The sequence below is a fragment of the Macrococcus bovicus genome, assembly GCF_030376725.1.
In the GTDB taxonomy this organism is placed as follows: domain Bacteria; phylum Bacillota; class Bacilli; order Staphylococcales; family Staphylococcaceae; genus Macrococcus; species Macrococcus bovicus.
Map to the genome: position 1 here is coordinate 471,397 of NZ_CP128470.1, position 18,009 is coordinate 489,405.

Sequence of the window (18,009 nt, forward strand, 5' to 3'; positions counted from 1 at the left end):
GAAATATAAAAAATGACGACCAGATGGTCGTCATTTTTCATATTTTTCTCGATGCTCTTTTTTCATCTTCAGGTATTCTTTGTCTTCACGAATGGTATCCCAGTATTCTTTGAAAATAAGGGCGGATTCTCTTTTTTCCGGGGCCTCATCATTCAGATAGACAGAACCATTCTCTGCATATTTCCTGCCGCTTTTATGGTGGGCGTAACGCATAGCACGGGTATAGCCCATCTGGATGAACTTACGGGCCATGTCCATGCCGACAAAATCGTTCTCTTTCTTATAATCCTGATAGAGTCCATATATGGTCTCGGCTGATTCTCTAGCGATTTCAGGCGTCTTAAATCGCCAGTGAGGCAGGATTTCTCCTTTATAGGGCTGAACTAATAATACGCCCTGCTCCCCGCGGCCGACTTGATACAGCTCAGGATGCGCTCTAAAATCAAGCGTCTCAAAATCCTGATCATAATTGAATTCCTTCACTGCAAATTCCCCCTAATAAAAAAAGAGCCTTGGAAGGCTCTTTAAAAATTAACGACGTTTGTGCATCATACCAAGTACGATTGAAACGATAGCGATTAACAGGATAGTACCTACTAATGCTGGTAAGATGTAAACGCCCCAGATTTCTGGTCCCCAGTGTCCAAGTAATGATCCACCGATAGATGCACCCAGTAAACCTGCGATGATATTACCGATTTTTCCGCCTGGAATATCAGTACCCATGATCATACCTGCTACCCAGCCGATAAGACCACCCATGATTAACATTAAAATAAAGCCCATATGTGTTTCCTCCTGTTAAGTAAAATAAGAATAATAAAACATTTATCTCTTATGATTTATATATACCCAGGCGTTTAACCCGCAAACATAAAAAGCTAAAATTTATACCCCTTTTCTGTTGCTCCATAGCAACGTATGCAGCTGAGGGGTCACATAGACGTTGTTCATCTCAGCGTCCTGCATGACACGGGCAATCAGTTCTTCGTAGCGTTCTAACAGCTTAGCAGTATGGTCATTTACATCGTCTTCAAGATACGGGTTACCTACCTGTACATAAAAAGGCAGACCTAAATAGCGGTGATGTATCTGCTTGGCGAACTGGTAGTCAGCCTCGTCGAAAACAACGACCTTCAAGCTGATTTTAGGTGCATCCAGCTGACTGATGACCTCATCGAGAAGGGTGAGATTCTGCTGCATATTTGATGACGGCGGTTTCGGACTGAGGGTCAGCTGGTCAATGTCCCGCATCCATGTCTGGAACTTAGAGCCTTGTGTTTCAAGCGCAACCTCACAGCCCTCAGCATGCAGTAAATCAACCAATGTCCCGATAGCCTTAATAAGAGCCGGATTACCGCCTGAGATGGTCACATGATTGAATGACGGGCCTCCAATTTCTCTTAGCTCTGCATAAATGGCTTCAGCTGTCATCATTCTGATGGCTTCCTTCATTGAACCGTCCCATGTGAACTTTGAATCACACCAGCTGCAGCGGAAATCACAGCCGGCTGTTCTGACAAACATCGTTTTGCGACCGATGACCTTGCCCTCACCTTGTATCGTAGGACCGAATATCTCCATGACCGGTATCATAGGGCACCTCGGTAGACGACATAGCTTGTCGGTGTTTCACGAAGAAAAACTTGCAGGCATGTCGGCTGATTGTCCAGCCCGTCCAGATAGGCTTGAACAATCGTATAGATGAGTTCAGCCATCTTCTCAGTGGAAGGGATCAGACCCTCGACTTCAGGCAGTTCGTTCAGAAGCTGATGGTCAAAGCGGGCGTGTATCAGTTTTTTTAACTCGCTGAAATTGACCAGAAAGCCGAGGTCATCAAGCTCATTGCCGGCTATCGTCAGATTCAGAAAGTAAGTATGACCATGTATACGTGCACAGGCCCCTGCACGTGCGTCAGGAATGTAATGAGCGCTTGAGAAATTCATATCTTTATTCAGTTCAAAACGGTAGGAGTGGGTAACTTGCGGATAGATTTGACCGATCATTTTGTCCCTCTTTCTGCGAGATAGGCTTCTAGCCCCGCCTTTCTTAATTGACAGCTTGGACATTCTCCGCAGCCATCAGCCATGATGCCTTCGTAACATGTCAGCGTCTTAAATCGCACATAATCCAGCTGACCGAGTTCATCTGCCAGCTGCCACGTTTCCTTCTTATCCAGCCACATAAGCGGCGTATGGATGACGAAGTCTTCATCCATGGCCAGGTTCACGGTGACGTTCAGAGACTTGATGAAGATGTCTCGGCAGTCTGGATAGCCTGAGAAGTCGGTTTCACATACACCGGTTATAATATGTTTCGCACTGATCTGATAGGCCAGGGCAGCAGCGAAACTCATAAAAAGAAGATTACGCGCCGGCACGAACGTATTGGGAATGTCGCCGTCTTCTATGGCCATGGAATGGTCTGTTAACGCGTTAGGTGACAGCTGAGAGAGAAGGGACATATCCAGCACATGATGCTTCAGCCCTTGTTCTGCAGCTATATTTGTCGCGACTTCTATTTCAAGCGCATGACGCTGGCCATAGCTGAAAGTGACGAGTTCGACTTCCTGATAATGTTTCAGTGCATGGAACATGCAGGTCGTACTATCCTGCCCCCCACTGAAGACGACGAGGGCTTTATCATTGTTTAATTTCATTATTTCCACCTTTTCAATAAAAAAAGACATCTTTCCCTAGCAAGATGTCTGACTAGTTTTTTATAGAGGGTGTACGCTAGGAACCTCTTATTCAATTCGTTACTCATTGTAGCAGAAAAAAAGCTATACTAAAAGAGATAAATTTTGAGCACCGGAGTGAAAGCATGTTTTTAATGATAGATAATTATGACTCATTTACTTATAATATCGTCCATTATATCGAAGGTATGGACGAGGAGATCATGGTACGTCAGCCGCATGAAATCACGATTGCTGAGATAGCTGATATGCAGCCGGAAGGGATTCTGCTATCGCCAGGTCCCGGTCATCCGGAAGATGCTTCATTGACACTCGAAGTGATCAGAACTTTTGCCGGCAGCATTCCACTGCTGGGGATATGTCTCGGTTTTCAGGCAATTGTGACAGCTTTCGGCGGTAAGGTTGATAAAGGACAGCCAGTTCACGGTCATAGCGCTGACATCAATCATGATGGCAGAGGACTGTACACCGGTCTGCCGACGCCGCTGAAAGTAGCGCGCTATCATTCGCTGCGCGCGGTCAGTCTGCCAGCATCCTTGATGGTGACAGCCAGCACGTCTGATGGTATCATCATGGGAATCAGACATCATGAGTTTCTAGTTGAAGGGGTGCAGTATCACCCTGAATCGGTGCTGACAGAACGGGGTCATGAACAGTTAAAACAATTTATTAGGATGTGCAGAGAATGAGAGCATGCATGCAGTTCAAGGAATTTGGGACTTTATATTTTGAAAATCCGCTTCAGATACTTACCGCTTACACGCTGGATGACGTGAAGAGCGTTATTGACGTAGCGGAGGAGTGGAGCAGGACGCACTATGTCGTCGGCTATCTGAACTATGAAGCAGCGGGAGCATTTTCCCCGTTAATGGCGGTTAAAGAAGCAGACTGCTATGCGAAATTCTATGTGTTCAACGAGCCGGTTGCCCCGTTTGAGAAGGCCGTGCTTGAACAGCCGGTCAAATTCGCCTTTACAGAGACAAAAGAAATGATAGAAGACCATATCCGTGAGATCAAAGAAAGGATAAAGCTCGGAGATACTTATCAGGTCAACTATACGACCCGCCTAAAGGCTGCAGCTGATGTGGATGCCTATGCCCTCTATCTGAAACTGACGGAAATGAGTAACGGCGGTTACTGTGCTTTTATTGAAGAAGGCGACCATGCCATCATCAGTATATCGCCGGAACTGTTCTTTAAATACGACCGGGCGTCACGTGTCATTCAGACTAAGCCAATGAAAGGTACTCTCGCACGGCACCCGGATCCTGAGCAAGATAGAAAGAATTTCGAGCAGCTTCAGTCTTCCGAAAAGGACCGGGCAGAGAATGTGATGATAGTTGATTTATTGCGCAATGATTTAAGCCGCATTGCGATGAGAAATTCTGTGCAAGTGCCCGCTCTTTTTGACATCGAAGCTTATCCGACAGTCTATCAGATGACGTCTACAGTAGAAGCAGTCATTAAGCCCGCTCATACCCTTTTTGATGTGCTCAAGGCGCTGTTTCCCTGCGGCTCGATTACAGGGGCCCCGAAAATCAGCACGATGACCATCATAGATGAACTCGAGAGTGAAAGAGGGATATACTGCGGAACAATCGGTATCCTGACACCGGAGCAGGCTGTTTTCAACGTCCCGATTCGGACAATTGAAAAGAAAAACAATCAACTCGTTTACGGGGTAGGCGGCGGCATCACCATCGATTCTGATGAAACAGCGGAATTCAACGAAATGGTCATGAAGACTCATATTTTAAGGCAGCTGGCCCCCTATTCAGATTTTAATTTAATCGAGACCATGCGCCTGGATCCGACAGGCATCAGACGGCGTGAATTTCACTATAAGAGACTCTTAAACAGCCTTGAACATTTTAATTTTGCTTTTGACCGCGAGCTTCTGCAGCATATATTCAGTCGTCAGGGAACGGGCAGCTACAGGCTCTCTGTCTATGATGGCTATATCTCAGCAGTGAACCGTCCGCTGCCAGCCCGGACTTTTACTCAGGCACTGCTCACGCCTATGAAAGAGGTGCCTATAGAGCGTCTGCAGCATAAAACCTCAGAGCGAGATCATTACACGTCAGCTGACGGTTTTCTTTCTTTATATTATAATGAGAATAATTATCTGACAGAATTCAATATCGGCAATCTGGTCTATGCGCTTGACGGTGCTTTATATACGCCCCGGTCAGAAGACCAGCTGCCGGGCTGCATGCAGGCCGAACTCCTTGCAGATAAGCGGATTAAAAGGCGTGATCTGCATATAGATGAACTTGATTCAGTCGACCAGCTCTGGATGATTAACTCTCTTAGAGAATGGGTGAAAGTTGAACTTTATCAACAAAACGTGGCAAAGTTCTAGATAAAAGCGTAAAATTAAATCAATTAACTTATGAGCGTTAGGAGAACCTTATGATTATCACTTTAATACTTCTCATCGGTTTATGCGTCTGGATATACTATTGTAATCAGCGTGTGATATCTTTCTTGAAAGCAGGAGAGGATAGGAGCGCATTGATCTGGCTCTATACGGCTATCGTTACTGCTGTGCTGATTGTAGGCGTCCTTGTCTTCAGTATGAGACAGGCATTAATCAGTCTGCTTGATGTGTTCTATCACCACTAAGTGATCAGCCTGGAAATTTAGTAAGTAGAGAGAGGTTCTATGATGATATTTGAAGACGCAGGATTATATACAACTTATCAGACAGCGAAAAGTGATCAACTGTCTCATACTATTGCGAATGGACTTGTCGGCAATGATTCAGAAATGCCGACATTCGAAATGGCAGTGGTGCCGGCAACCATCTATTTTGAAGAAGAGACTTTGATTGCGCTGACAGGGGCGGATTATCATGCCTATACATCGGAACGGGAAATCGAGATGTTCAAGCCTTACTTGATGGCGAAAGGGGAGACCCTGCATTTCCGACGGGCGGCAAAAGGGACACGTGTCTACATGGCAGTGGCAGGTGGCGTGCAGGAAGCTGTGCTGAATCAGAAGATAGAAGCAGCTACTTCTTTTAAGTTGGCACATCAATATACGGACGTACAGAAAAAGCTGATCCAGAAATTATCTGTGGTGGAGTCATGTCCATGGGGCGTTGATTATTATTCTTTATCACGTGTCTATTATTCTGATATTTTTCATATCTATCCTGTTAAAGATATTGTCATTCCGGATGATGAAGTTTATGAAGTTTCAAGTTATCTTAGTCGCCAGAGCTTTACATTAGAAGGGCCGCTGATTCAATATCACGAACAGCCTGAGACTCACCTCAGCCCCGGCAGCATCCAGGTGACTGTGGACCAGAAATTAAGAGTGATTCTGACGGCGGTGACCGGAGAGGAAGCTGTTGCCCAGATTGCCCCTTATCATTTCTCGAAACTGGTTCAAAAGAGACCGGGCTCAAAACTTATTTTTAAGAACGTGACTCAGGAAGAGTACGATGAGCGTAAAAATTCTTATGATCACTGGGTAAAAAGTCTTTTAATGCAGCTGTCTTACCAACTGAAAAGTTATGTGAATGCTTGATGTCTGATTATAGACAAAAAACATTCACATATTACACAAAAAATAGCTTATCAGCTATTTTTTATTTGCTTATATAGCAAAATAAGGTTAAATTTATATATTGAAGCTAATCATATTAATTTAAATTAAAGAACGTTAATTTTATGTAAATACTACCGGAAGGGTATAGGATGGGAGCTGTTAAATGGATGTTTAAAAATAAAAAAATAACGATATTTACTTTCTTTCTGATGACTGTCCTCACAGTATCAGTCAAAACATATTTTGCGTATTATATTGATCTATCTCTAGGGGTTAAAGGCATCGTGCAGAACCTGATTCTCCTGCTTAATCCTTATAGCCTGGTGGCCCTTATTTTAAGCACACTCCTCTTCTTCAAGGGCAGAAAAGCATTCTGGCTGGTCTTTACCGGCGGGACATTGCTGACACTCCTGTTGTACAGTAATGTTGTGTACTTCAGATTCTTCTCTGATTTTCTGACATTCAGTACATTGAATCAGGTCAGCAACGTGGAATCAATGTCAGGCGCTCTCTGGAGTTCATTCCAGTGGTATGATTTCGTTTATTTCCTGGATACGATTATTTACCTGGTTTTATTGACTGTTAAACGCGACATGCTGTCCACACAGTCATTCAAACGTAAATTTGTGCCTGTGATGATGGGAATCTCAATAGCCTTATTCTTCATTAACCTGGCATTCGCAGAAATGGATAGACCTGAACTGCTGACGCGTACGTTTGACCATAAATATTTAGTGAAATATCTAGGCCCTTACAACTTCACGGTCTATGACGGTGTGAAGACGATTCAGAACAATCAGCAGAAGGCGCTGGCTAGTGCAGACGATCTGACACGTCTCCAGTCCTATACGAAAACCAAATACGCTGAACCGAATAAAAAATATTTCGGTATCGCCAAAGAAAAAAATATCATTAAAATTCATCTGGAAAGTTTCCAGACAGAGATGATCGGCCTTAAAGTCAATGGTAAAGAAGTGACGCCTTTCCTGAACACACTGGCGACAGGTAACGGGGATTTCGTCTATTACAGCAATTTCTTCCATTCCACAGGCCAAGGTAAGACATCAGATGCTGAATTAACGATGGATAACAGTATCTATGGTCTCCAGCAAGGTTCAGCCTTCTCATTGAAGAGTGACAACACATTCCAGTCGCTGCCCGCTATTCTGCATCAGAAGCAGAACTACTCAACTTCCGTGATGCACGGTGACTACAAGACGTTCTGGAATCGTGACCAGATTTACAAACGTTTCGGCGTTGATAAGTTCTATGATGCAACGTATTATGATATGAGCGATGAAAACTTAGAGAACCTCGGTCTGAAAGATAAGGAATTCTTCAAGGAATCGATTCCTTACCTGAAGAAAGAGCAGCAGCCTTTCTATTCTCATCTGATTACACTGACAAACCATTATCCGTTCACAGTGGATCCGTCAGAAGCGACTATTGCATCGCCGAACACTGGTGATGCGACAGTAGATGGCTATGTTCAGACAGCACGCTATTTAGATGAGGCCGTGAGACAATTCATAACAGATTTAAAGAAAAACGGACTTTATGATAATTCCGTCATCCTTATCTACGGTGATCACTACGGTATTTCAGAGAATCACAATAAAGCGATGGGTCAGCTGATTGGTGAGACAGTGACACCGGCTAAATTTATGGATTTACAACGTACTGGTTTATTCCTGAAGGTACCTGGTATCAAAGGACATGTGGATCCTACTTATGCGAGCCAGGTAGATGTCATGCCGACAATCCTTCACTTGACAGGTATTGATGCTAAACCGTATACCCTCTTTGGGACAGACTTATTGTCGAAGAAACATCGACAAGTGGTCGTCTTCAGAAACGGGGACTTCATCACGCCGGAGATCAAGTCAATCAATGGTGTGTTCTATGACAATCAGACAAATGAACAACTGACAGATGAGAAATTGATTGCAAAAGCAACGAAGATCAAAAATACAGTGGCAACAGAACTTGAAATGTCAGATAGCCTGCTCAATGGGGACTTACTGCGTTTCTATGACAATAAAGAATTCAAGAAGATCAATCCTGCTGACTATGAATATAAGGATGGCACAGTCAGTGCGATGAAATAGAAAAAAGAGGCGATTTCATATGAAATCGCCTCTTTTCTTATCCAAGTGATACATCAAGAATCATCATGATGGTGAAGCCGACCATGAGACCAAGTGTCGCAAGGTCGGTATTCTCGCCGGACTGTGATTCAGGTATCAGTTCTTCTACTACGACGAATATCATGGCACCTGCTGCAAATGCAAGCGCGTAAGGGAGTAAAGGGGTCACAAGAAGAACTGCTGCAGCACCGATGACTGCGAAGACAGGTTCAACAAGTGCAGAAGCCTGTCCGAAATTAAAGGCACGCCATTTGGATTTGCCGTCCCCGTGAATTGGCAGGCTCAGTGCTGTTCCTTCAGGGATGTTCTGGATACCGATACCGATTGCGAGCCCGATTGCAGCCATCAGTCCGCTGTCCGTTGCGTGACCGATTGCACCGAATGCCACACCGAGTGCCAGACCTTCAGGAATATTGTGAAGAGTGATGGCGAGTAAAAGCAGCGTGGACTTGTTCAGATTGCTCTTACGTCCTTCCGTCTGATGACCAGGTGATGCATGAGCGTGCATATGCGGAATAATCACATCCAGACCCCGGATGAAAACGCCCCCAAGCAGAAACCCGATCGCTGCCGGAATCCAGGGAATCTGACCGGCTTTTTCACTGAATTCAAGTGCGGGTGCCAGCAGTGACCAGAATGAAGCGGCAATCATGACGCCGGCAGCAAAGCCTTGCATCGTATTCAGCAGCTTGTTGTTGACTGACCTGACTAAAAAGACTACAGCCGCACCTAATGCTGTCATGCTCCAGGTGAAAATACCGGCGATGAGTGCCTGATAAACATGTGAGAGTTGACTAAACCACTCTAACATAGTGTCTCCTCCTCCTTAAAAGTGTATAATATATAAATGAATTTTTGACAATAACCATATGATAGCATACATATGAGAAAGAGGTTAACGATGGAAGCGTATAAAATAGAGAATTTAACGAAGCAGTACGGAGACAAGACTATTTTTGACCAGGTTAACCTGAGCATAGCAGAAGGCGAAAAAATTGCCCTTGTCGGTATCAATGGTACAGGTAAGAGCGCACTTTTAAAAGCCATCGCAGAAATCGAGCCGCATAATGGTGTCGTAACACATCCGAATGGTTTTAAAATCGGTTATGCCGCCCAGGCCCCGGTATTAAATCTGGAGGAGAACGCCATTCAGAACGTACTGGACCCTGAAAATCCGGTTGTCAGGCTGCTGAATGATTACAATGAAGTGCTGATCCAAATGACGACAGACATGTCTGATCAAACCATGCAGAAATTCAATCAGCTGCAGGAACAGATTGAAGCGGTTGACGGCTTCAGCTATCAGGCTGAAGCCAAGACGATTTTAACGAAGCTAGGCATAATGGACCATGATAAATTGCTGCGTGACATGAGCGGGGGTCAGCAGAAACGTGTGGCGCTTGCCAAGAGTTTATTGTCCCGGCCGGATTTACTATTGCTTGATGAGCCGACCAACCACCTGGATTTTGAGTCTATCGCCTGGTTGATACAGTTCATCAAAACGTATCCGAAAGCGGTTTTAGTTGTTACCCATGACCGCTTCTTCTTGAATGAAATCACTGACCGTATCATCGAACTGAGAAATGGACATCTCCACCCATACAGCGGCAATTATGACGCTTATATCGCCCAGAAGGCAGAAGAAGAACTGACAGCTGAACGCATTCAACATAAAGAGAAACAGCTTTATAAGCAGGAACTGGCCTGGATGAGAAAAGGGGCTAAAGCACGGACGACTAAGCAGCAGGCTCGTATTGACCGTTTTAAGACAATAGAGGAGAAAGTCGGCGAGCATCAAGTGAAAGACCAGATGTCAATCGATTTCAGTCATCAAAGGCTCGGTAAACAGGTCTTTGAACTGGAGAACATAGGCATCCGTATGGGCGAGAAAGAGTTGTTCAACGGCTTAACCACTATTGTCCAGACCACTGACCGCATCGGTATTGTCGGTGAGAACGGCAGCGGTAAATCAACACTCTTAAATATTCTGAGTGCGCATCTGACTGACTATACCGGCACGCTGAAGACGGGACAGACCGTTAAAATCGGCTACTACCAACAGTCTTACGCAAAGATGAATGAAGAAATGCGTATCATTGATTTTTTACGTGAAAAAGCAGAGGAGGCCACTCAGAAAGATGGTACCAAAATTTCTGTCACCCAGCTGCTTGAACGGTTTTTATTCCCGTCCAGTATGCACGGGACATTGATACACCGGTTATCAGGGGGGGAGAAGAAGCGACTTTATCTGCTCAGTATTCTGATAGAAGGGCCGAATGTCCTTCTTCTGGATGAGCCGACGAATGACCTGGATACCGAGACGCTGACCATTCTGGAAGCCTATCTCGCTGATTTTAACGGGGCAGTCATCACTGTCAGCCATGACCGCTATTTCCTGGACAAAGTCGTGACGAAGTACTGGTATATTTCAGACCGGAAAGTCAATATCATCCTCGGCGAATTCAATGACTATCTTGCTTATAAGAAAGCGATTGTTACAACGCCCGTTAAAGAAGTGACCGTGAAAGAAAAACGCACACAGACCCGCGTGAGCTACAAAGATAAAAGGCGGTTCGAGGAATTAGGCAGAGAGATAGAAGCACTGGAGCAGCAGCTGGAAGATACGGATGATCAGATAGCGCAGGAGACCACGAACTATGAACGTCTGAATCAGCTGACGGCCCTACGAGATGACCTGAATACACGCTATGAAGAAGCATTTTTAGAGTGGAGCGAACTCGCAGAACGGATGGAATAGAATGAAGCTGGAAGATATACTACAACAATATTATGGCTATGAGACATTCAGAGAAGGACAGAAAGAGCTGATTGAGCACGTCTTGAATCATCAGTCAGCGCTCGGCATCTTACCGACAGGGGGCGGGAAATCCATCTGTTATCAGGTGCCGGGTATTGCGAGGGGTGGACTGACACTCGTCATCAGCCCGCTCATCTCCTTGATGAAAGACCAGGTCGATACATTGAATGCAGCGGGAATTTCAGCCGCTTACTTGAACAGTCAGCAAAAAGCGGCAGAAGTACGTGAAATTGAATCAGCCTTAAAAGATGGCGCTTATCAATTTCTCTATGTCGCGCCGGAACGATTTGAACAGAATCATTTCAGATATTTACTGACACAGCTGGATATCAGACTGATTGCGTTTGATGAAGCACACTGTATCTCAAAATGGGGTCATGATTTCAGACCGAGTTACCGCCAGGTCGTCTCTCGTGTGATGACGATAGGCGCACCTTGTATGGCCGTGACAGCGACTGCCACTGTAGACGTCCGAAAAGACATTCAGGAACTGCTTTACATCAATGATCACTGTGTCGTTGAAACAAGTGTTAAACGCGATAATCTTGATTTCAAGATTGACCCGACATTCCAGAAAGACAAGATGATCAGACGCTACGTGAAAGAACATATCAAAGATTCAGGGATTATTTATGCGACAACACGTAAACAAGTCGAGGCGCTCAGCGAACAGTTCACGACTCATCACCTCAACCACACGATTTACCATGCTGGATTGTCCAGTGAAGTGAGAGAACAGAACCAGACGGCCTTTGTGAATGATAATAGTCCCGTTATGATAGCTACCAATGCATTCGGCATGGGCATCGATAAATCTAATGTCAGATATGTCATCCATTATAATCTGCCGCAGGACCTGGAATCTTATTATCAGGAAGCGGGTCGTGCCGGTCGTGATGGCCTGCAGAGTGAATGTATTCTTCTTTATAACGAGCAGGATATTCGCCTGCAGCAGTTTTTCATCAGTCAGACACCGGACGAAGTCATTCAGGAACGTAAAAAAGAGAAGCTTGAGAAGATGGTTCAGTATACGAAGACCACACAGTGTCTACAAGGGACGCTCATCAATTATTTCAATCCGGAAGAACACCTTGAACCATGTGGCAGATGTACGAACTGTCTGATGGAAGCTAAGTATGATATGTCTGTTGAAGCCAAAAAACTGATGAGTTGTCTGATTCGCATCAAGATTCCTGTCAGCAGGAGCATACTGACGAAAGTGATCAGAGGCGAACAGGTGTCACGTGAAATGTCTCAGCTCAGTACATTCGGACTGATGAAGGAGTATGAGACCAAGGATATTCACGGCTTCATTGATACCCTTCTTTTCAACGGGTATTTAGATGAGAGAGATGGCAAGCTGCATGTGCATCCCAGTGCCAAAGAGGTCTTGATAAGTGACGTTAAGATCATGACGCATTATCATCCCGTTTCCTACAATGAACGCGTGACGATTCATACGCTTGTCAATGTAGATGAGGAGTTATTCGAACATCTGAAGAGCGTCAGAAAAACGTTAGCCGTCGAACTGGGTGTCCCGCCTTTCACCATATTCTCTGACCGGACACTGACGTTATTCGCCCAGAAACAACCGACTTCCAAACAGGAGATGTTTCATATAGAAGGCGTCGGTTCCTATAAACTGAAACATTACTGTCCGCGTTTCATCGAAGCGATAAAAAGTTATCAATCCTCAGTTTAGCCCGTCTGATACAGGTTATTAGAGTACAGAGGTGAAGACATGATAAAATTTGACAATGTTGCTAAAGTCTACGGCCATAAAGCTGCTGTAGATCATATCTCCTTTGAGGTGAAGGAAGGGGAATTCTTTGTATTGATTGGGCCGTCAGGGTGCGGGAAAACGACCACTCTGAAGATGATCAACCGCCTCATTCCGTTATCGAGTGGTTACATCTACTTTAAGGACCAGCCTATCAGTCATTATAAGCTGGATGAGATGCGCTGGGATATCGGCTACGTTCTGCAGCAGATTGCGCTTTTCCCCCATATGACAGTACGGGATAATATTGCGCAAGTCCCTATGATGAAGAAGTGGTCAACGGACCGGATAGATGAACAGATCAATCGTCTGCTGGATATGGTCGGACTGCCGCATGAGCAATATAGAGACCGTTATCCATCTGAACTGTCAGGGGGACAGCAGCAGCGTATAGGTGTTGTCCGGGCGCTCGCTGCAGATCCGCCTGTTATTCTGATGGATGAACCTTTCAGTGCACTTGATCCGATCAGCCGTGAGAAATTACAGGATGATTTACTGCAGCTGCAGTCAGAAATCAATAAAACGATTATCTTCGTCACGCATGATATCCATGAGGCCTTCAAGCTCGGCGACCGCATCTGTCTGATGAATCAGGGCCGTATAGAACAGATCGGCACACCACGAGATTTCGTCGATAGACCGAACAGCGAATTTGTACGGTCATTCATCGGCCATACGAAGATAGAACGTCACGCAGCTGACTGTATACAGCCACTGCCTTATGATGGACGTTATCCGGCAGTCAGACCTGACACGCCTGTCTCCGAACTCTATAAGCTGTTAGCAGAACAGGAGCAGCTGAATGTCATCGATACAGAATATAGAGGGGCTGTTACGCGTACTTCAGTCTTTCAGGCACTGAGTAAAGGAGTCGCTGAATAATGAAAGAATTGATCTCAACTTTTCAGGAAAGACAAGGAGAGCTCTGGACTGCGCTCTTTGAACATATCCAGATTTCCTTTATTGCACTGCTCATCGCCATGCTCATCGCCGTCCCACTCGGTATTCTGCTGACCAGACGGGAGCGTGTCGCTGAACCTGTTATCAATGTAACAGCTGTCCTGCAGACGATTCCCTCACTGGCTCTTTTAGGTCTCATGATTCCGCTGTTTGGTATCGGACGGGTGCCTGCTGTTATTGCGCTTGTCATCTATGCGCTGCTGCCGATTCTGCGTAATACCTATACAGGCATCAAGGAAGTAGACCCGTCGCTGAAAGAAGCGGCGAGCGGTATCGGTATGAACCCGTTCAGACGGTTGACACGCGTTGAACTGCCGCTTGCGATGCCGGTCATTATGGCAGGCATCAGAACAGCGATGGTCCTCATTATCGGAACAGCAACACTCGCTGCATTTATCGGGGCTGGTGGACTGGGTGACCTGATTTTACTCGGCATTGACCGTAACAATATGGCTCTTATACTGCTCGGTGCCATACCTGCAGCAATTCTAGCGATCTTCTTTGACCTCCTCCTCCGATGGATGGCAAAGTTATCTTATCGGAAGATTGGCATTATCTTAGGTATTATTGTGCTCGCTGCCCTGCTGATGGCAGTCATCCCTCTTTTCTCCAAAGAAAAAGGACAGCTTAAGCTTGCTGGTAAACTAGGCACCGAACCTGAAATTATCACGAATATGTATAAAGAACTGATAGAAGATGAGACTGACGTTTCTGTCGAAATCAAGCCGGGACTCGGCAAGACTTCATTCCTGTTCAATGCGTTGAAGGCTGATGAAATAGACGGCTACCTCGAGTTCACAGGTACCGTGCTCGGCGAACTGGTCAAAGAAACGCCGAAAGCCAATACGGAGGCTGAGGTTTATCAGCAGGCTAAAGACAGTATCATGCAGCAAGAGAAGATGGCCCTGCTTGAGCCGATGCAGTACAATAATACTTATGCCCTTGCAGTGAAACGCAGTTATGCAGAAAAAAATGGACTGACAACAATTTCTGACCTCAGTAAAGTGAAAAATGATATCCGTGCTGGATTTACACTGGAATTCAATGACCGTGAGGACGGCTATAAAGGAATCCAGAAGAAATACAACTTGAAATTCAGTCACGTCAATACAATGGAACCTAAAATTCGTTATCAGGCGGTAGAAAGTAACAAGATTGATCTGATTGATGCGTATTCTACAGACGCTGAGCTTGAAAAATATGATATGGTGGTATTAAAAGATGATCAGCATCTCTTCCCGCCTTATCAAGGTGCGCCGTTACTGAAAGAAGAAACGGTTAAGAAGTATCCCGAAGTGGTGAAAGCACTTAATAAGCTGGGCGGACAGATTTCAGATGAAGAAATGCAGCAGATGAATTATGAGGTCGCCTACAAAAAGAAAAAGGCGGAAGACGTTGCGCATGCATTTCTGAAGAAGAAACAGCTGATCAAGTAAGGAGATTGTAATATGAAGAAACAGCTTGCCTCGCTAAACATTTATTCACCGGGTAAAACAGCAGAGGAAATCCGGCGCGAACTGAATCTCGAAAGTGAAATGATGAAACTGTCATCCAATGAAAATGTGTACGGGCCTTCGCCGGCAGTCGAACAGACACTTCAAGCTGCCATCCAGAATATCCATGAGTATCCGGATGCAGCAGGGTCTGATCTGAAACAGGCGATCAGCGAATTCTATCAAGTCCCGGCGGAAGCGGTGCTGCTGGGTGCAGGACTGGACGAAGTGATTCAGATGCTTTCCCGGGCCATCCTGAAGCCTGGAGACGAAATCGTGACAAGTGAGCAGACATTTGTACAATATTCCCACCATGCAGTGATTGAGGACTGTACAATTGTGACAGCTCCGCTTGTCGACGGCAAATTCGATTTAGAGGCACTGGCTGATAAGGTGAATGACAACACAGCACTCGTCTGGCTCTGTAATCCGAACAATCCGACCGGCCATTATTTCTCAGAGGAAGAGCTGACGCTATTCCTGAATAAAGTAGGTAATATCCCTGTCGTCCTGGATGAGGCCTATGCTGAGTATGTCACGGCCGAAGATTATCCGCACAGTATGAAGCTGAGAGAACAGTTTGACAATATCATTATTCTGCGGACTTTTTCGAAGGCTTATGGGCTCGCTTCTCTTAGAATCGGTTACGCGATCTCGTCAGATGAATGGACAGACCTCTGGCACCGTGTCAAACTGCCTTTTAATGTGACCACATTATCCCTTAAGGCAGCAGAAGCAGCGCTGGCTGATCAGGCGTATTTACAGCGAACGGTCAGACAGAATGCGGCAGAACGAGCACGTTACTACGCGTCTGATTTTAAACATCATCTTCTGCCGTCAGAGACGAACTTCGTCTTTATTCAAACAGATGATGTAATGAGATTAAACGATTATCTGCTTAGAAGAGGGATCATTGCCCGTCCGGTGCCTGGTGGCGTACGTCTGACGATTGGAACAGCTGACCAGAATGATGTTATCATTGAAGTGTTAGAGCGATATTTTAAGGAGGAAGTATAGTGAGAGAAACCATTGCAATTGATATGGATGAAGTATTAGCAGATACATTGAAGAAAGTGATCTTCAAGTTCAATGAAGAATCAGGAGAAACGGTGACGGCTGAAGACCTACAAGGTGTCAAATTGCGCGATCTACATCCTCAGCATGTTGAAAAACTGTCAGAACTGCTGCTCGACCGCAGCTTCTTCAGGGACCTTGAAGTTTTTCCGGATGCCATCCGTGTGGTCAGACGCCTGACTGAACATTATGATGTCTACATCGCTACAGCTGCAATGGATGTGCCGACTTCTTTCGATGCAAAATATGAATGGCTTTTGGAACATTTCCCGTTTCTTGATCCTCAGCATTTCATTTTCTGCGGTAACAAAGGTGTCGTAGGAACTGACTATTTAATAGATGATAATCCGAAACAGCTTGCTGCTTTTAAAGGCAAGGGGATCATGTTCAACGCAGCGCATAATATTCATGAAGAAGGCTTTGACCGCGTGCATAGCTGGAAGGAAGTTGAAGAATATTTCTTCGGTAAAGCTTAAAAAAGAGATGTCTCGTCAGAGACATCTCTTTTTTAGCATACTTCAGGTCCGACAAACATGCGGAGCCGTTTGCTGAGAACGGTGATATGCACCGGTGTGGATAATTCAATTTCACCGTCGACATCAACGTCCATCGGCTCCCTGGTTCTGATTATCATCTCTGTTCCTTCTATCTGCTCCACATTTTTGCTGATATTGTTCCAGTTATCAATCGATTTCTCCTTGATCATTTCAGTGAATAATTTAATGCCTGCTTCCTTAAATATGAAGGCATGCATGACGCCATCATCCGGGCAGAGTTCTTTAAGCGGTATACGATTACCGCCGACGAACTGACCATTAGCGACCACTATCATAGAGGCATTGCCGGAAGTGGTCTGTCCATTAACCTCTATCTCATAATCAAAGAAAGTCGGGTCTGTCACAGTCTTTAAGGTAGAGAAGAGATAACTGAATTTACCGAGCTTACTTTTCTTTTCATCGACAACGGCTTCGGCATTCTCAACGATGAGTCCCATACCGACAAAATTCAGCACATAGCGGTCGTTGGCCTGCATGACATCAATATGTTTGACGCGGCCATCAAGCAGGACTTCTGATGCTTCTTTTGGGGTAGGAGGGAGATTCAGCGTTTTGGTGAAATCATTAAATGTACCGCCAGGCAGAATACCGATCGGCAGGTTCAGTTCAGCTTCAATGACGCCGTTGATGAGCTCGTGGACCGTCCCGTCACCACCCAGTATGAAGATGGCATCATAAGTATCCTCTTTCTTGATGAGCTGGCAGTGTTTCCTGATATCTCCTTCCTCGTCACTCCGGTAGATGACGAGTTCCTTGCACATCTTAAGCAGGTTCGTTGAGACCTGTCCCAGTTCTTCGTGTACATCTCCCTGTCCCGCTGCTTCATGATAATAAAGAATGCCTTTATTGAACTTAACCATAGATGATACATCTCCTTTTACCTAACAGTACCCGAAAATAAAAGAAAAACACGTCCGGAGAGGACGT

General features: G+C 45.2%; 18 protein-coding genes. 11 read left to right on the plus strand and 7 right to left on the minus strand.

The genetic code is table 11. From position 1 onward, the window contains the following. Window positions 1-30: 30 nt before the first annotated feature. The 5 genes from QSV55_RS02885 to queC all read right to left on the minus strand — a co-directional run bounded on the left by QSV55_RS02885 (window position 31) and on the right by queC (window position 2,659). Window positions 31-483, minus strand: coding sequence for a DUF4385 domain-containing protein (locus QSV55_RS02885; RefSeq protein WP_289650625.1), 453 nt, complete (start codon window positions 481-483; stop codon window positions 31-33). Between the two features lie 48 nt (window positions 484-531). Beyond that, the gene (locus QSV55_RS02890) at window positions 532-786 is read right to left on the minus strand and encodes a GlsB/YeaQ/YmgE family stress response membrane protein (protein ID WP_133430865.1); all 255 of its coding nucleotides are present in this window, start codon (window positions 784-786) and stop codon (window positions 532-534) included. A gap of 102 nt (window positions 787-888) precedes the next feature. Further along, window positions 889-1,596, minus strand: a complete 708-nt coding sequence (gene queE, locus QSV55_RS02895) for a 7-carboxy-7-deazaguanine synthase QueE (protein ID WP_289650626.1) — start codon at window positions 1,594-1,596, stop codon at window positions 889-891. Next, window positions 1,593-2,006, minus strand: a complete 414-nt coding sequence (gene queD / locus QSV55_RS02900; RefSeq protein ID WP_289650627.1) for a 6-carboxytetrahydropterin synthase QueD — start codon at window positions 2,004-2,006, stop codon at window positions 1,593-1,595. Before queD ends, queE begins: the two co-directional genes overlap by 4 nt. Next, window positions 2,003-2,659 carry a 7-cyano-7-deazaguanine synthase QueC gene (gene queC, locus QSV55_RS02905; RefSeq protein ID WP_289650628.1) on the minus strand — a complete coding sequence of 219 codons (657 nt, stop codon included), beginning with the start codon at window positions 2,657-2,659 and terminating at the stop codon, window positions 2,003-2,005. Before queC ends, queD begins: the two co-directional genes overlap by 4 nt. Before the next feature lie 164 nt (window positions 2,660-2,823). Between queC and QSV55_RS02910 the strand changes: the two genes are divergently transcribed. The 5 genes from QSV55_RS02910 (at window position 2,824) to ltaS (ending at window position 8,361) form a co-directional block, all read left to right on the plus strand. Continuing rightward, window positions 2,824-3,387, plus strand: coding sequence for an anthranilate synthase component II (locus QSV55_RS02910; RefSeq protein ID WP_289650629.1), 564 nt, complete (start codon window positions 2,824-2,826; stop codon window positions 3,385-3,387). Continuing rightward, window positions 3,384-5,060 carry an aminodeoxychorismate synthase component I gene (gene pabB / locus QSV55_RS02915; protein WP_289650630.1) on the plus strand — a complete coding sequence of 559 codons (1,677 nt, stop codon included), beginning with the start codon at window positions 3,384-3,386 and terminating at the stop codon, window positions 5,058-5,060. Before QSV55_RS02910 ends, pabB begins: the two co-directional genes overlap by 4 nt. A gap of 50 nt (window positions 5,061-5,110) precedes the next feature. Further along, a complete protein-coding gene (locus tag QSV55_RS02920; RefSeq protein WP_133451381.1) occupies window positions 5,111-5,323 on the plus strand; it encodes a hypothetical protein in 213 nt (70 codons plus the stop codon). 42 nt (window positions 5,324-5,365) lie between these two features. Continuing rightward, on the plus strand, window positions 5,366-6,232 hold the full coding sequence (locus QSV55_RS02925; RefSeq protein ID WP_289650631.1) for a 5-oxoprolinase subunit C family protein: 867 nt from the start codon (window positions 5,366-5,368) through the stop codon (window positions 6,230-6,232). Between the two features lie 188 nt (window positions 6,233-6,420). After that, entirely contained in the window at window positions 6,421-8,361 is a 1,941-nt protein-coding gene (gene ltaS, locus QSV55_RS02930; RefSeq protein WP_289650632.1) for a polyglycerol-phosphate lipoteichoic acid synthase LtaS, read from the plus strand. Between the two features lie 37 nt (window positions 8,362-8,398). On the opposite strand, the gene QSV55_RS02935 is transcribed toward ltaS, so the two are convergent. Further along, a complete protein-coding gene (locus QSV55_RS02935) occupies window positions 8,399-9,211 on the minus strand; it encodes a ZIP family metal transporter (RefSeq protein ID WP_289650633.1) in 813 nt (270 codons plus the stop codon). A 90-nt stretch (window positions 9,212-9,301) separates the two neighbouring features. Here QSV55_RS02935 and QSV55_RS02940 point away from each other — a divergent pair, with 90 nt between their 5' ends. The 6 genes from QSV55_RS02940 to QSV55_RS02965 are packed head-to-tail and all read left to right on the plus strand — an operon-like array spanning window position 9,302 to window position 17,001. Then, window positions 9,302-11,158: an ABC-F family ATP-binding cassette domain-containing protein gene (locus QSV55_RS02940; protein ID WP_289650634.1), complete on the plus strand. Its 1,857-nt coding sequence runs from the start codon at window positions 9,302-9,304 to the stop codon at window positions 11,156-11,158. 7 nt (window positions 11,159-11,165) lie between these two features. After that, window positions 11,166-12,920, plus strand: a complete 1,755-nt coding sequence (recQ, locus tag QSV55_RS02945) for a DNA helicase RecQ (protein ID WP_434784209.1) — start codon at window positions 11,166-11,168, stop codon at window positions 12,918-12,920. A gap of 39 nt (window positions 12,921-12,959) precedes the next feature. Further along, window positions 12,960-13,880 carry an ABC transporter ATP-binding protein gene (locus QSV55_RS02950; protein ID WP_289650636.1) on the plus strand — a complete coding sequence of 307 codons (921 nt, stop codon included), beginning with the start codon at window positions 12,960-12,962 and terminating at the stop codon, window positions 13,878-13,880. Next, the gene (locus tag QSV55_RS02955) at window positions 13,880-15,394 is read left to right on the plus strand and encodes an ABC transporter permease/substrate-binding protein (RefSeq protein WP_289650637.1); all 1,515 of its coding nucleotides are present in this window, start codon (window positions 13,880-13,882) and stop codon (window positions 15,392-15,394) included. The genes QSV55_RS02950 and QSV55_RS02955 overlap by 1 nt, the downstream gene beginning before the upstream one ends. A gap of 12 nt (window positions 15,395-15,406) precedes the next feature. Continuing rightward, window positions 15,407-16,468 carry a histidinol-phosphate transaminase gene (gene hisC / locus QSV55_RS02960; protein WP_289650638.1) on the plus strand — a complete coding sequence of 354 codons (1,062 nt, stop codon included), beginning with the start codon at window positions 15,407-15,409 and terminating at the stop codon, window positions 16,466-16,468. Beyond that, complete coding sequence (locus tag QSV55_RS02965) at window positions 16,465-17,001, plus strand: 5' nucleotidase, NT5C type (protein WP_289651038.1); 537 nt, start codon at window positions 16,465-16,467, stop codon at window positions 16,999-17,001. Before hisC ends, QSV55_RS02965 begins: the two co-directional genes overlap by 4 nt. Window positions 17,002-17,033: 32 nt before the next feature. Here the strand turns inward: QSV55_RS02965 and QSV55_RS02970 are convergent, their stop codons facing one another. After that, the gene (locus QSV55_RS02970) at window positions 17,034-17,942 is read right to left on the minus strand and encodes a diacylglycerol/lipid kinase family protein (RefSeq protein WP_289650639.1); all 909 of its coding nucleotides are present in this window, start codon (window positions 17,940-17,942) and stop codon (window positions 17,034-17,036) included. Window positions 17,943-18,009: the final 67 nt, after the last annotated feature.